Below are 14,594 nucleotides of genomic sequence, written 5' to 3'. Positions count from 1 at the left end.
AGCCCAAACGCTATTCCGGCTTCGGCGGGGGAGGCGGCGAAAAAGGCATCGGCGGAGGCTCGACCGACCGCGTCTGCGGCGTCGTCGCCAGAATCTGCACCAGCGGCGGAGGCGCGGCGGCAGCCTGCCGTTCCATCGCGGTGTGCGCGGCGGGCGGCGCCACGGTGACCTCGTACCCACCCGCGACAATCACCGGCAGCGTGTACTTCCACGCATACTCTCGCGTCAGCCGGTACAGGACGATCAGCGCCACAAGCATGATCGGAATCGTCAGCAACGCGGCATCCGGGCCAAACTCGCCTCCGCTCACCCGCACTGAGCCGGTCGTGTCGGAGTCGATGATCGAAGAGAACTCCGCGCGCCCGGCGATCGGCAGGCCGAACAGGATCGCCACCACCGCGCGGTAGGCGAAGTTCAGGCCCCAGCCCAGCCAAAGCGCATGCGTACGCCGGTAAGCCATGAACAGCAGCACACCGAAGAGAATCGAGACGGCGAAGAGTGGAGTCGCGCTGCCGATCGCCGGAATCTGCATCAGGTAGAACCCGAAGACGATCGAAAGCAGTAGTGTCGCCCAGGCTGGCCCGATCGCACCGCTCAGCCTCAGAAACAGGTAGCCTCGGAAGACGATCTCCTGCGTCAGGGTCGCCACCGCAAGCGTCGCGATTCCTGTAAGAAGCGCGCCGAAGGTGCTGAGATTGAAGACGTAGTTCACCACCAGATGCCCGGTCAGCATCACAGGCAGCACCACCGCAATGGCCAGTCCCCAGCCGAACGCCGTGCCCAGGCCCCACTCCGTACCGTAACCCTCGCGGCGCGGAAGCGGCGCCACCGTCGCCAGACTGCCGTCGCGCGTGGCGATCCAATCCAGCAGCCGCAGGCCCACCACCAGCAGGAACAGCGTGAAGCACCCCGCCAGCAACCCTCGTAGACTGCCAAAGCCGAACCGCGAACTGATCCCCCGCGCCGCGCGCCCGGCGATCGTATCGGACGCCAGATACCATGCCCCGCCAACGCAGAAGAGCACGAACTGGTAGCTACGCGGTATCGGCTGTGCGGCGTCGGACGAAGGCAACATCACTCCTGTTAGCTTTTCTTTTTGTCGTTCCAGCAGGGAATCTGCTTCGGTCTTGTTCCAAACGCTCTACTACCCAGCCGTATAGAACTGCGCAATGTTCCGGAACTTCGCATACCGAGCCGCCAGCATCTCGTCCAGGCTCTGCCCCTTCAGCGCCGCCAGATGGAACTGCAGCTTCTCATCCACCATCTGCATCGCGCATGCCGGATCGGCCTGCGTGCCGCCCGCCGGCTCCGAGATCACGTCGTCCACACAGCCCAGCCGTTTCACGTCGACCGCCGTATACTTCAGCGCGGCCGCCGCCTGCTGCTTCTTCGCCGGATCCTTCCACATGATCGCCGCGCAGCCCTCGGGCGAGATCACCGAGTAGATCGCGTTCTCGAGCATCAGCACGCGGTCCGCGACCGCCAGCGCCAGCGCGCCGCCCGATCCACCCTCGCCCGTGATCGTTGCAATGGTCGGCACACGCAGCCGCGACATCTCGATCAGGTTGCGCGCAATCGCCTCGCCCTGCCCACGCTCCTCGGCCTCGATGCCCGGGTAAGCGCCCGCCAGATCGAGAAACGTGAACACCGGACGCCCGAACTTCTCCGCGATCTTCATGGCGCGCAAGGCCTTACGATAACCCTCCGGCTCCGGGCTGCCGAACTTGCGCGTGACCCGCTCCTTCAGCGTACGGCCCTTCAGGTTGCCGATCACCAGCACCGGCTCGCCATGGAAGAACGCCATCCCGCAGGTCATCGCAGGATCATCGCCAAAGGCCCGGTCGCCATGTATCTCGCTGAAGTCGGTGAAGAGTGCTTCGATGAAGTCCATGGGATAGGGACGCTGCGGGTGCCGTGCCAGCTCGGTGCGGACCCAGGCCTCGGGTACCGGCGTTGCTGGCGGATGCGTGACTTTACCTGTTTCGAGTTCTGCCATCTCAGCTATTGTATCGAACGAACAGGCTCAGCCCCAGATTCAGGCATCGGCTTTTCGCGTTGTGAAGAACAGAGCGTCCAGACTCCACTCATTCCACTCCACCAGCCAGAGCAGGACGAAGAACACTACGCTGTACAAAAGCTGCTGCCCCGCCACATCCCACTGCTGATTCGACGTCACCCCGACCGTCAGCGCCATCATGAACAGCGCGCCCAGCACCAGCGCCGCTCTGGTAAAGAGCCCAAGCATCAACCCCATCCCGAGCGCGGCCTCGATCCACGGAATGGAGTACCCAAACCCCACCACGAACCCATGCGGCAGAGGCGACTTCGCCAGATGCTCCGCCGTTGTCGCAGCAAAGGCGCCGACACCGTTATAGATTCGGACCAGCCCATGACCGGCGAAGTTGACGCCAAAGGCAAGACGCAGCAACGCGTAGGCGAGCGACTTATCGGAGGTCTTCATGCCCGGTTAGACGCACGCCGACGACGACAGGTTCCTACTGAATCACACGCACTCCGCCGCGCCCGACCAGCTCCTCCACCCGGTCGATGAACAACCGGTCGGCCGCCACCATCACCTTCGCCGGCTCCAGCACCGCGCGGAAGTCGCCAGGCTCTTCAAAGTCCAGCAGCACCTTGCCGCCGCCCGGCGAGTCCATAAACACCCTCAGCAGCTTTTCGAGCAGCTCCGCATCCGGATGATGCAGCGGCACCGCGATGCGCAGCGAGTCCGGCAGCTTGAGCTTGATGTCCTCCAGCGCCTGGATCGAAGACACCGCCAGCTTCGGCGCCGAGTCCTCTTCCCCGCGCAGCACGCCGCGCACCACCACCGGTACGTCGATCTTCAGCTTCTCGGCCAGCTTCTCATAGCTCTGCGGAAACGCGATCAACTCGATCTTGCCAACCGTATCCTCAAGCGTCGCCTGCGCATACAGCTCACCCGAACGCTTCGACTTCGCGACCTTCAACCCGGTGATGACGCCTGCGATCGAAAGCTCGTTCGTCGGCTCCTCGCTGCGGCCGCGGCGGAAGACCTGCGGCTCCGGCTTCATCTCGCACGCCGTCGCCGTGTCGACGACCTTCATATTGCGCAGCTTCTCGCGATACTTGTCCATCGGGTGGCCGGAGACGAAGAAGCCCAGCACATCCTTCTCGTTCTGCAGCCGCGTATGCTCGTCCCACTGCGGAACGTTAGGCAGCGAGTCGTCATCCTTCGGCGAGCTTGCGACCATGTCGTCGAAGATGCCGAAGAGCCCATGCTGGCCGGACTCGGCATCCTTCTGCGCCTTCTGCGCGCGCTCCATCGCCTTATCCAGCGAGGCCGAGATCTGCGCGCGGTGGCCGAAGCAGTCCATCGCGCCGGCCTTGATCAGCGACTCCAGCACGCGCTTGTTCAGCAGCCGCAGGTCCACCTTCTCGCAGAACTCCCACAGCGACGAGAAGCCAGCCTTGCCCTCGGCCTGCAACGCCGCGCGCGCCGCGATGATCGACTCGATCGCATTGTGGCCGACGTTCTTGATCGCCGCCAGGCCGAAGCGAATCGCCCCGTCCGACGGCGTAAAGTTGGCGCTCGATATCTGCACATCCGGCGGAATCACGGCGATGTTGATCTCGCGGCACTCGGAGATGTACTTGACCACATTCTCCGGCTTCGAGGTTTCGCTCGTCAGCAGCGCGGCCATGAACTCGACCGTGTAGTGAGTCTTCAGGTACGCCGTGTGATACGCCAGCAGCGCGTACGCAGCCGAGTGCGACTTGTTGAAGCCGTACTCCGCGAACTTGGCCATCAGGTCGAAGATGTTGCCGGCGACGTTCTTGGGGTGCTTGTTCTCAGCCGCGCCCTCCATGAACTTCACCTTCTGCCGCTCCATCTCCGGGCCGTCCTTCTTACCCATCGCGCGGCGCAGCATGTCGGCCTGGCTGAGCGAGAAGCCCGCCAGCTTGTTCGAGATCTGCATGACCTGCTCTTGATAGAGCATGACGCCAAGCGTCTCGCGCAGGATCGGCTCCAGCTCCGGCAGCTCGTATTCGACGGCGCGCCGGCCCCACTTGCGCTCGATGAACTCGTCGATCATGCCGCCCTGAATCGGCCCCGGCCGATAGAGCGCATTCAACGCCGTCAGGTCTTCGACCGTGTTCGGCTTGTACCTCCGCAACACATCGCGCATGCCGCCGGATTCAAACTGGAAGATGCCGCTGGTCAGCGCGCGATGAAAGACCTGCTCGTACGTCTTCACATCGTCGAGCGGCACGGTAGCCATGTCGATCTTCTCGCCGCGCGTCTGCTTGATCAGCTTCAGCGCGTCGTCGATGACAGTCAGCGTCGTCAGGCCGAGGAAGTCCATCTTCAACAGGCCCATCTTCTCGACCGCGCCCATGTCGTAGGAGGTCACAATCGCGTCGTCCTTCGTGCGCGTGACGGGAACGAGTTCGGTCAGCGGCTTCGGCGCAATCACCACACCGGCAGCATGCACGCCCGCGCCACGAACCAGACCTTCCAGACGCAGCGCCGTGTCGATCAACTCCTTGATGCGCGGCTCCGCATCGTAAGCCTGCGCCAGCGGACCGTTCTCCTTCAGCACCTCGCCGATCGTGATGCCGATCTTGCCCTGGATCATCTTCGCGATGCGGTCGACCTCGCCATACGGCATATCGAGCGCGCGTCCGACGTCCTTGATCGCAGCCTTCGCGGCCATCGTGTTGAAGGTGATGATCTGTGCAACCTGGTCGTTGCCGTACTTGCGCCGCACATACTCGATCACCTCACCCCGGCGATTCATGCAGAAGTCGATATCGATATCGGGCATGGAGATACGTTCGGGGTTCAGGAAGCGCTCGAAGAGTAGCTCGTTCTGCAGCGGATCGACGTCCGTGATCTCCATGCAGTAGGCCACCAGCGATCCCGCCGCCGAACCACGGCCCGGACCGACCGGGATATCCTGCTCGCGCGCATAGCGGATGAAGTCCCACACGATCATGAAGTAGCCGGGGAATTTCATCGCCTTGATGCAGTCGATCTCGCGGTTCAGCCGCGCCCAGTAATCGTCCTCGGTAAACCGCAGCAGACCGCGGCTGCGCAGGTGCGCGATGTTGGTCGCAAAGCGCTTCTTCAGCCCCTCGCGGCAGACCTGCTCGAAGTACGTCTCGAGCGTCTCGCCCTCGGGCACTGGGAAGTCCGGGAATGGATTGTCGACCTTGTTCAGCTTCAGGTTGCAGCGCTCGGGAAACTGCATCGTCCGCGACAGCACCTCGGGATGATCCGGGAACATCCGGGCCATCTCGTCGGCGGTCTTGATGTAGAACTCCTGCGTGTCGAACTTGAATCGCTTCGGATCGTTCATCGACCCAGCCGTCTGCACGCACAGCAGCACCTCGTGCGCGCGGCTGTCGGCGTCCTCGATGTAGTGCGAGTCGTTGGTCGCGATCAGCGGGATGTCCAGGTCTTTTTCGAGCTTGAACATGTAGTCGATGACGGCTTTATCCGGCGCCAGCTTGTGGTCCTGAACCTCCAGAAAGAAGTTTCCCCGGCCGAACATCTCCTCGTACATGCCGGCCGTCGCCCTGGCCTTGTCGTAGTCGTTCGCCATCAGATGCTGCGAGACCTCGCCCGCCAGACAGCCGGAAAACCCGATCAGCCCCGCCGTATGCTTGGCGAGGAAGTTCTTCGAAACACGCGGCTTGCGGTAGAAACCATGCAGCGCCGCCTCGCTCGTCAGGCGGACGAGGTTGCGATAGCCCTCCTCGTTCTCGGCCAGCACCAGCATGTGGTTGTACTTGTCGCCGTTGCCCTCGGCGCGGTGATCCTCGGCCTGACAGATATAGAGCTCACACCCCAGAATGGGCTTGATGCCGCCCTTCGCCGCCGAATTGAAGAAGTGAACCGCCCCGAAGATGTTGCCGTGGTCGGTCATCGCAACCGACTTCTGCCCAATCTTGCCGACATGCTTGATCAGCTTGTCGACATCGCAGGCCCCATCCAGAAGCGAATAATCCGTGTGCAAATGCAGGTGTGTGAACTCAGCAGCCATCTTTAGAGTTTAAGCCCGCAGCCTGTGCGGAAACATATGTTGAAAAGGAGTACGAAACTCGCAAAGCAGGTCCGCCGGGAGCTCTATCGAGACGGCAGATACGAGTTCGGCCGAAACCCGAACCAGCGAATCCCCGCCACGCGCAGCGCCTCATAGGTATACCAGCCTGCCCTGCCGAGGACCGACTTATTCGACGGCCAGCCGCACGGATGCGTCCGCCACTGGAAGCCATAGCGCTCCAGAATGAGCGCCGCGCGCGGCAGGTGGCTGGCCTCGCTGATGACCTCGGCAGAGGTCCAGCCGTGCTGCTGCATGATCTCGTGGCTGTAATACACATTCTGGACCGTGTTCATGCTGCGATCTTCGATCAGCACATCCTCGACCGGAACGCCGGCGGCAACCGCGGCCTTCGCCATCACCGGGCCCTCCGGCACAGGTGTCCACGCCGCGCCGCCGCTCAGGATGATGTGACCGGCGCGCCCTGCATGGAACTCACGCACCGCCTCGTCGACGCGCGCCATCTCTCCCGGCGAGGCCGATCCGTCCTTGTTCGCCGGCACACCCAGCACGATGATCGTGTCGAAGTGCGTCGCGTCCGTATTTCGCGTCGGTACGGTCGTGTAGCTGACATACGAAGCGCCGGCCAGCAACACGAATGCGAACAGCAGCAGGCGCTTCACTCGGCGACCAGCTCCGTCGCCAGATTCACGTACAGCTCCACGCACTCCAGTAGCTCCTTCTTCGAGATCTTCTCCGCCGGCGTGTGCGCCACGTGGATCGACCCCGGTCCCAACAGGAACGGCTCGCCCCACGCCGTGAGCTTCGGAATATCTGTCGTAAACTTGGCCACCATCGTCGGCAGATTGCCGACCTTGCGCATACGCACAAACGGCAGTTCCAGCGAGAAGTCCACGTCAGCCCGATCTCCGACCGCCGCAAGGATCGCCGCCTTCGTCTCCTCCGAAGGTCCCACCAGACGGATCAACAGATGCGCCTCCGCCGCGTCGGCGATCACGTTCGGCGCGCGTCCGCCACCAATCAGCCCGACGTTCAAGGTCGACTCGCCGATCTCCGGTTCCACCGGCAGCGGCAGAGCCATCACATCGTGCAACGCGCCGATCAGCTTGTCGATCGCGGACTCGCCGAGCTCCGGATACGCCGAGTGCGCCATCCGGCCCTTGGCGTACATCTCCACCCGCAGCGCGCCTTTGGAAGCCAGGGCCAGCCGGTTATCCGTCGGCTCGCCGTTGATCAGAAAGCGCGAGCCCTTCGGGTTCAGGTTCGCCACCGCCGCCCCGGCTGAATCCCGCTCTTCACCGACCACGAACAGCAGCGCTACCTTTACGCCCGCTTCGCGCAGCCGCTCGGCGGCGGCAATCTGCGCCGCGATGATGCCCTTCGCGTCGCACGTGCCGCGTCCGTAGAGATAGTCGTCGTCTTCCGTGCAGCCGAAGTAGGGCGGAACCGTATCCATGTGGGTCGAAAGCACCACATCCGGCGTCACGCCATGCGTGCAGGCATACACGTTGAAGCGTTCGCCGTCGCCCGCTCCAGGTGTCCCTTCACGCGGCTGCGGCACCGGCATGCGCTCCACCTCGTAGCCCTCGGCTTCGAGAAACTCGTGCAGAAAGACGCCCGCAGCGCCCTCGTGGTAGGTAGTCGATTGAATGTTCACCAGCCGCCGCGTCAACTCAATCGGGTCGATTGCCATCAAGTCCTCCGAGTCTCCAGCATACCCGTTGCTCCGTCAACATTTCGAGAACGTCCTTCTATTTAGACAGGAGCCCTCAGCCCTTAGACTAAGGGCATGAGTTTTCAATCGCACGTCAAGACCGTCGACAACCTCCACGGACCCGCCGGCCGGCTCGAAGCCGTGCTCAATACCGGCCTCGACGACGCGCCCTTCGCCGCTCTCGTCTGCCATCCGCATCCGCCCAGCGGCGGCACCATGCACAACAAGGTCGTCTACCACACGATGAAAGCCTTTTCGCACTTCGGCCTGCCCGTGCTCCGCTTCAACTTTCGCGGAACCGGCCTGAGCGAGGGCTCGCACGACGAGGGCCGCGGCGAGGTCGACGATACCCGCGCGGCGCTCGACTGGCTCGAAGACACGCTCGGCCTGCCAATCCTGTTTGCGGGATTCTCCTTCGGTTCGAACATCGGCATGCGCGCCTGCTGCGGCGACCACCGCGTGAAAGGCCTCGTAGGCCTGGGTCTGCCCGTGCAGGCGGCGGGACGCAGCTACACGTACGACTTCCTCCCCGGCTGCGCCCAGCCGAAGCTCTTCCTCAGCGGCGACCACGACCAGTTCTGCCCACGCGACGTGATGGAGCAGGTCTTCGCCTCCGCCACCGAACCGAAGAGACTCGTCTGGATCGCGGAGTCCGAGCACTTCTTCCAGGGAATTCCAGGCTCCCCCACACCCAAACTCGACCAGATGCAAACGGCCCTGCGCGGCTGGCTCCAGGAGACATACGGCCTCGTCGAGCCGAAGTAGTCGCGTGTTTTGCCGGTCACCTTCTTTTTGCTTGTCACTCCCGAAGGAAATCTACTTTTCGCTCTGAGGGACGGGGAGCGCGGAGGGTCAGCGCATGAAGTTCGATCCCCGCAGTACGGAAGCGAGGCTCTCGCTCAGGATGATCCCCCATGGGAGATGCCGCCCATCGCGTGGCAGGCACTCGAAGCAGATCTTGATGGCCCGACTATCCGGCGCATGGCTGCATTCGAGAACCCGACTGGATTCGAAACGGATGCCATCCTTCCGAAGTTCATGGAAGAGACCGGAATGCGCCTGCTCACCGCGGCCGAAGCCTCGTACCGTGTCGCATATGACAAGGCGCGAGAGATACTGGATTGCCGAAAAGATCCACTTCTGGAGCTTCCGTTTCTGGAAAAAATTTGGATTGAATCCGACTACCCTGTCGAACTCAGCGCGCTTGGCATGCTCAACGAGCAGGCTTATATCGAAGGTTTTTCAGACAACATACGGCGCGTTGCGCGAGATGAACTCATCCTGTTTGTCCGAGAGTTCGAGGCCAGCCACAATCTCTGAGTGAGAGTGACGCTTAGGCTCGAACCGCTTCCCGATCCCACGCGACAGATTCTGTCGACGTTGCACGCGCGGCCAAAATCTCGCCCGTCCTCAGCCACTCCCGCACCGCACGGTTCGACACCTCCGGCATCTCCTCAAACGGAAGATGCCCGACACCCGGCAGTACGAACAGGCTCGACTGCGGCAGAAACTCCCGCAGCTTCGCGCTCGACGCAAAGCTCACCGCGCGATCCGCGTCGCCCCACACCAGCAGCACCGGGACATCGATCTGGCGCGCAAGCGACTCGTGCAGAGCCTTCATGTCCACACCCCAGCGACGCACAATCTGCAGCACATGCTCGAGCGAGCCGCGATTCAGATTCCGCGTATAGGCCTCGAGCGCACCCGCACGCACGCGGCCCGGATCGCCGTACATCCGCCCCAGGGCCGTATGGTGAACGAAGCGAGGAAGATGCGGAATCATTCGCGCCAGGCGCGAACCCATCGCCGAGCGGTAAAACCGGATCAGATGCCGGCCCGAGTCGCAGAACGGATTCGCCGGGGCAAACAGCACCAAACGCCGCACCTTCTCCGGATGCCGCGACGCCAGCATCAGCGAAACCGCCCCGCCGTGCGAGTGCCCGCAGACATCGGCATCCGCCAGCCCGACCGCGTCCATCCACTTTGCCACGTAGTCCGCCGTCGCCGCCTGGCTGGCGTCCAGCCCCAGCACCCGCTCGGACTCACCCATATTCGGCAGGTCCAGCGCATAGACGGTCGCCTCGCGCGACAACGACTCGATATTCTGTTGCCAATTACGAGCCGAACCCACCAACCCATGCAGCAGAACCAGCGCCGGTCCAGAGCCGGAACGCAGGTAGTTCAACCGCACGCCGTCCACGACGACGCACAGCTCCTTCACTCTCCGCTCGATCCTGGCCCCCATCGACATACCTTAATGTTACAGGAATGTGAATGGATTTTGTGGCGCAATCTTCAAGCAAAAATCCCCTCATTCCGCACACGAACCGCGCGCCGAATGAAGGGATTTTTTCCACAGAAAAATTTAAACCGAAGCCGCCAGAAGCTGCGAAACAGGTTGTCTGCGCTCCGAGCGAGCCTCCAGCAGATCGTGCAGCACGTCCAGCGCCTTATCGATATGCTCCGGCTCCGTGATCAGCGGACACAGAAAACGCACGACATTGCCCTGCACGACGTTCAGCATCACACCCTGCTCGAGCGCCGCCTCGGCGATCGGGCGCGCCGGAATCGTCAGCTCCAACCCCTGCAGCAGACCGTCGCCGCGCGCCTCCACGCATACCTCGAACTCCTCCACCAGGTGCGCCAGCCGCGCTGACAGATGCGCGCCGGTTGCCTTCACCCGGTCGAGCAGCTTCTCTTTCTCCATGATCGCGAGGAATTCGAGCCCCAGCCGGCAGGCGAACGGGCTGCCACCCAGCGTGCTGCCATGCTTGGCAAGTCCAAAAGAATGAAAAAGTTCATCCGTCACCAGCAGCGCGCTCAACGGCAGGCCACCGCCCAGCGGCTTGCCCAGGATCAGCACATCCGGACGCACGCCGCTCGCCTGGAAGGCGAACCAGCGGCCCGTACGGCCCAGACCGCTCTGGATCTCGTCGAAGATCAGCAGCGCGCGATGCTGGTCGGCCAGACGCCGCGCCTCGGCCAGAAACGCCGGGCTGCACACGTGCACGCCGCCCTCGCCAAGCACCGGTTCCATCAGGATCGCGCAGGTCTTCGCATTCACGGCAGCGCGCAGTTGCTCGATATTGTCGCGCTCCACAAACTCGATGCCCGGGATGCCGGGACCAAAGTCCGCGCTGTACTTCTCCTGCCCGGTCACTGACATGGAGCCGAAGGTGCGGCCGTGATACGAGCCCTTGAGCGCGACGATGCCGTGCTTCTCCCGCCCGCCAATCTGGCGCCCGTGGGTACGCGCCAGCTTCAACGCACCCTCCACCGCCTCCGACCCACCCGTCGAGAAGAAGGCGCCCGCCATGCCCGACAGCTCGCAGAGCCGCTCCGCCAGCAGGCCGGGGTTCGAATTGTGATACTGCGGCGAAAGATGCACCATCTTCGAGGCCTGATCGACCATCGCGGCCACCATCCGGGGGTGCGCGTGACCCACCGCGTTCACCCCCAGGCCGGCCATCATATCCAGATAACGGTTGCCATCTATGTCAAAAAGAAAAACACCCTCGCCGCGCTCCATCACGACGGGGAACCGTGCATACACCGGAAGAAGGCGCTGCCTGTCGCGCTCCAGTACCTCGGACGCTGCCTGACTACCTTGAATCAACATACTTAATAGTTCACAACACAGAGGCCAAACGGTCAAGTTGTGCATGGCCCGCATGGAACCAAATCGGATAAGCCATTACATGCATGTTTCATGTTGGGAATGCACAAATCTCCTCCACAACAAAAGATTATGATGGTCAGTAGACGGAACATCAGGCCCCCGTACCTTTCACGATTCTCGGTGCAATATTTTTTGGACCCTTACGTGCTCTATGTAGTCAACGGCCCGCAATGAATAACGCTCCCCAAACGCGCATCCTCGCGATCGTCCTGGCAGCAGTGACGCTTGCGGCGTGCGTTCTCGCGGGTCTTAATTTCTCGCACGAGAGCGGCTACGAGGTTCCCACCGACGGCATCCGCTGGGTGGAGGGCCCTGGCGGTCTGAGCGCCGCGCAGGTCCCGCAGGATTCGCCCGGCCAGCGCGCCGGCATCCGCAAGGGCGACACCCTGCTCGCCATCAACGACCATGACACCCCCCGGCTCGCCTCGCTGACGCGCGAGATGTTCCGCTCCGGCTCCTGGTCGCACGCGACCTACAGCATCGCCCGGCTCTCTGTCCGGCTCGACATCCCGGTGATCCTCGAGCCGACCGACCGCAGCATCAACCAGGGTCTGCGGCTCATCGCAGCCGTCTACCTCTGCATCGGTCTCTATGTTCTCTTCCGACGCTGGACGGCGCCGAAGTCGACTCACTTCTACGTCTTCTGCCTGGCGTCGTTCGTACTCTACGCCTTCAAGTTCACGGGCGAGTTCGACACCTTCGACTGGATCATCTACTGGTCGAACATCGTCGCGTTCCTGCTGCAGCCGGCGCTCTTCCTGCACTTCGCGGTGGGCTTCACGGACTCGGGCGAACCTGTCCGCACACGCAACCGCGTCCTTGGCGTGCTGCTCTACCTTCCCGGGCTCTACCTCGTCGGCCTTCAGGTGATGGCGATCCTGCGCTGGTCGGCGACCGAGACGCTCAAGCACCGGCTGGACAAGATCGCCTACGGCTACATGGCCGCGTACTACATCTGCGCCGGCGCGCTCTTCTTCATCCGCGCCTCGCGGTCGGAGTTCCCGCTGCAGCGTCAGCAGTTGAAGTGGCTGAGCCGCGGCACGCTGGTCGCGATCGTGCCCTTCACCACGCTCTATGTCGTTCCGTTTCTCTTCGACTGGGCGATCCCGGCTACCTTCGCAAACCTCGCCCACCTCTCGCTGGTCTTTTTGCCTCTGACCTTCAGTTGGGCCATCGTGCGCTACCGCATGATGGACGTCGACCTGATCTTCAAGCGCGGCGTCACCTACACGCTGGCGACCGCGGCGCTGGTCGGCATCTACTTCTCGGTCGTCGCCGTGACCGCCGAGATGGTCCATACGCGCCTGCCCAACCTGCGCGTCTGGGGTCTGCTGGCGGCGATCATCGCCACTGGCCTCATCTTCGATCCGCTCAAGCGCATGATTCAGGCGCGCGTCGACCGCGTCTTCGACCAGAAGCGCTTCGACTACCGCGAGACCCTGATCGACTTCGGCCGTTCGCTGAACTCGCAGACCGACCTCGACGCCCTGCTGGACTCCATCGTCGAGCGCCTGCCTCAGACGCTGCTGGTCACGCGCGTCGCCGTCTTCCTCGCCTCGGAGCCCGACGAAGACAGCTACCGCCGCCGCCCGCACTTCGGCCTCGCCGCCTCGCACGGACTCACCAACCTCGAAGCGCCCGAGCTGAACACGCTCGACGTCAGCTTCCTCGCCTTCGACGAGCCCGGCGCGAACAATCACATCTTCCTCGAAAACCCGCAGCAGGTGCTGCGCCTGCCGGAGGCACAGCGCCAGAGCGCCGGACGTCTCGATCTGAACTACTATCTTCCCTGTCGGGTCGCCAACCGCGCCGGACGCGGCGCCCGCACGGTCGCGGTCATCGGTCTCGGTCGCACCGGCGACGGAGACTTCCTCTCGAGCGAGGACATGGAGCTGCTCGAATCGCTCGCCGGCTACATCGGCATCGCGATCCAGAACGCGCAGCTCTATCGTCGCCTGGAGCAGAAGATCACCGACTTCGAGAAGTTGAAGGACTTCCACGAGAACATCGTCGAGTCGATCAACATCGGCATCTTCGCCGTCGACCTCGACGACCGGGTCGAAAGCTGGAACGCGCAGATGGAGGTCATGTACGCGCGCTCGCGCGGCGAGGTGCTGCGCCGGCCGCTCTCCGAGATCTTCCCCGCCGACTTCGTCCAGCGCTTCGAGGCGGCCTGCGGGCGCGACTCCGACGGAGGCAACACCGGCACGCATAACCTCTATAAATTCCGCCTTGTCCTGCCTACCGGCGACACCCGCATCGCCAACATCGCCATCGCGCCGCTGCTCTCGAAGACCTTCGAGACCGTCGGACGCATCATTCTGGTCGACGACATCACAGACCGCATCGAACTCGAGACGCAGCTCACGCAATCGGAAAAGCTATCGTCCATCGGCCTGCTCGCCGCCGGCGTCGCGCACGAGGTCAACACCCCGCTGGCCGTGATCTCCAGCTACACCCAGATGCTGACCAAGCAGTTGCGCGACGACACCCGGCTGACACCGGTGCTCGAAAAGATCACCCAGCAGACCTTCCGCGCGTCCGAGATCGTCAACGGCCTGCTGAACTTCTCGCGGACCAGCGGCGCGGAGTTCACGTCGATCGATCTGAACCCGCTGCTGCACGACTCCGCCATCCTGCTCGACCACCAGCTCAAGACCGCGCAGATTCGCGTCGACATGCACCTCGAACCGAACCTTCCGCGCGTCCACGGCAACCAGGGCAAGCTGCAGCAGGTGCTGCTGAACCTGCTGCTGAACGCCAAGGACGCCATGCAGGGCGTGCAAAATGCAACCCTCACCATCCGCACCGAAAGCACGGACAAGCAGGTCGTCATCCTGATTCAGGACTCCGGATCCGGCATCGAGCGCGAGCACCTGCACCGCATCTACGACCCGTTCTTCACCACCAAAACCAACCCGCAGGCGGGCCAACACAAGGGCACCGGCCTCGGCCTCGCCGTCACCTATGGCATCCTGCAGGAACACGGCGGCAAGATCCAGGTCGACTCCGAGGTCGGCGTCGGCACGACCTTCCGGCTGGAGTTCCCCGCCGTGGCGGTCGCGACCCCGGTCGGCGCGCCATAGATTTCTCCGTGATAGAAACACTTTCCCGTTGTCGGCAGTCTTACACAGTGCCTTCCTTTAACCTCAGATTC

General features: G+C 63.1%; 11 protein-coding genes. 3 read left to right on the top strand and 8 right to left on the bottom strand.

Annotation, left to right across the window (positions count from 1 at the left end; all coding sequences use genetic code 11):
• Positions 1-10: 10 nt before the first annotated feature.
• From CHB87_RS11685 to CHB87_RS11660, 6 genes are all read right to left on the bottom strand, one after another.
• The gene (locus tag CHB87_RS11685; protein ID WP_089408588.1) at positions 11-1,075 is read right to left on the bottom strand and encodes a CPBP family intramembrane glutamic endopeptidase; all 1,065 of its coding nucleotides are present in this window, start codon (positions 1,073-1,075) and stop codon (positions 11-13) included.
• Positions 1,076-1,144: 69 nt separating this feature from the next.
• Positions 1,145-1,996 (bottom strand): acetyl-CoA carboxylase carboxyltransferase subunit alpha, encoded by an 852-nt coding sequence (locus CHB87_RS11680; protein ID WP_089408587.1) that lies wholly within the window; start codon positions 1,994-1,996, stop codon positions 1,145-1,147.
• Positions 1,997-2,035: 39 nt separating this feature from the next.
• Positions 2,036-2,461, bottom strand: coding sequence for a DoxX family protein (locus CHB87_RS11675; protein WP_089408586.1), 426 nt, complete (start codon positions 2,459-2,461; stop codon positions 2,036-2,038).
• 34 nt (positions 2,462-2,495) lie between these two features.
• Positions 2,496-6,026, bottom strand: a complete 3,531-nt coding sequence (gene dnaE / locus CHB87_RS11670; protein ID WP_089408585.1) for a DNA polymerase III subunit alpha — start codon at positions 6,024-6,026, stop codon at positions 2,496-2,498.
• Between the two features lie 83 nt (positions 6,027-6,109).
• The gene (locus CHB87_RS11665; RefSeq protein WP_176441706.1) at positions 6,110-6,706 is read right to left on the bottom strand and encodes a YdcF family protein; all 597 of its coding nucleotides are present in this window, start codon (positions 6,704-6,706) and stop codon (positions 6,110-6,112) included.
• Positions 6,703-7,737, bottom strand: a complete 1,035-nt coding sequence (locus CHB87_RS11660; RefSeq protein ID WP_089408584.1) for a M20/M25/M40 family metallo-hydrolase — start codon at positions 7,735-7,737, stop codon at positions 6,703-6,705. The genes CHB87_RS11665 and CHB87_RS11660 overlap by 4 nt, the downstream gene beginning before the upstream one ends.
• Positions 7,738-7,833: 96 nt before the next feature.
• On the opposite strand from CHB87_RS11660, the gene CHB87_RS11655 reads away from it, so the two are divergent.
• Entirely contained in the window at positions 7,834-8,523 is a 690-nt protein-coding gene (locus CHB87_RS11655) for an alpha/beta hydrolase (protein ID WP_089408583.1), read from the top strand.
• 156 nt (positions 8,524-8,679) lie between these two features.
• Entirely contained in the window at positions 8,680-9,078 is a 399-nt protein-coding gene (locus tag CHB87_RS11650; RefSeq protein ID WP_089408582.1) for a hypothetical protein, read from the top strand.
• Between the two features lie 13 nt (positions 9,079-9,091).
• Here the strand turns inward: CHB87_RS11650 and CHB87_RS11645 are convergent, their stop codons facing one another.
• Positions 9,092-9,979, bottom strand: a complete 888-nt coding sequence (locus CHB87_RS11645) for an alpha/beta fold hydrolase (RefSeq protein ID WP_245817950.1) — start codon at positions 9,977-9,979, stop codon at positions 9,092-9,094.
• A gap of 144 nt (positions 9,980-10,123) precedes the next feature.
• Positions 10,124-11,377 (bottom strand): aspartate aminotransferase family protein, encoded by a 1,254-nt coding sequence (locus CHB87_RS11640; protein ID WP_245817949.1) that lies wholly within the window; start codon positions 11,375-11,377, stop codon positions 10,124-10,126.
• 230 nt (positions 11,378-11,607) lie between these two features.
• Between CHB87_RS11640 and CHB87_RS11635 the strand changes: the two genes are divergently transcribed.
• On the top strand, positions 11,608-14,523 hold the full coding sequence (locus CHB87_RS11635) for an ATP-binding protein (protein WP_089408581.1): 2,916 nt from the start codon (positions 11,608-11,610) through the stop codon (positions 14,521-14,523).
• Positions 14,524-14,594 lie beyond the last annotated feature (71 nt).

The organism is Granulicella rosea (assembly GCF_900188085.1).
GTDB classification, from domain to species: domain Bacteria; phylum Acidobacteriota; class Terriglobia; order Terriglobales; family Acidobacteriaceae; genus Edaphobacter; species Edaphobacter rosea.
This window is presented reverse-complemented; position numbering and strand designations above follow the sequence as displayed.

Excerpts from the sequence above, each read along its gene's own strand:
- CHB87_RS11685 (WP_089408588.1), bottom strand. The coding sequence starts at position 1,075 with ATGTTGCCTTCGTCCGACGCCGCACAGCCGATACCGCGTAGCTACCAG.
- CHB87_RS11680 (WP_089408587.1), bottom strand. The coding sequence starts at position 1,996 with ATGGCAGAACTCGAAACAGGTAAAGTCACGCATCCGCCAGCAACGCCG.
- CHB87_RS11675 (WP_089408586.1), bottom strand. The coding sequence starts at position 2,461 with ATGAAGACCTCCGATAAGTCGCTCGCCTACGCGTTGCTGCGTCTTGCC.
- dnaE (WP_089408585.1), bottom strand. The coding sequence starts at position 6,026 with ATGGCTGCTGAGTTCACACACCTGCATTTGCACACGGATTATTCGCTT.
- CHB87_RS11660 (WP_089408584.1), bottom strand. The coding sequence starts at position 7,737 with ATGGCAATCGACCCGATTGAGTTGACGCGGCGGCTGGTGAACATTCAA.
- CHB87_RS11655 (WP_089408583.1), top strand. The coding sequence starts at position 7,834 with ATGAGTTTTCAATCGCACGTCAAGACCGTCGACAACCTCCACGGACCC.
- CHB87_RS11650 (WP_089408582.1), top strand. The coding sequence starts at position 8,680 with ATGCCGCCCATCGCGTGGCAGGCACTCGAAGCAGATCTTGATGGCCCG.
- CHB87_RS11640 (WP_245817949.1), bottom strand. The coding sequence starts at position 11,377 with ATGTTGATTCAAGGTAGTCAGGCAGCGTCCGAGGTACTGGAGCGCGAC.
- CHB87_RS11635 (WP_089408581.1), top strand. The coding sequence starts at position 11,608 with ATGAATAACGCTCCCCAAACGCGCATCCTCGCGATCGTCCTGGCAGCA.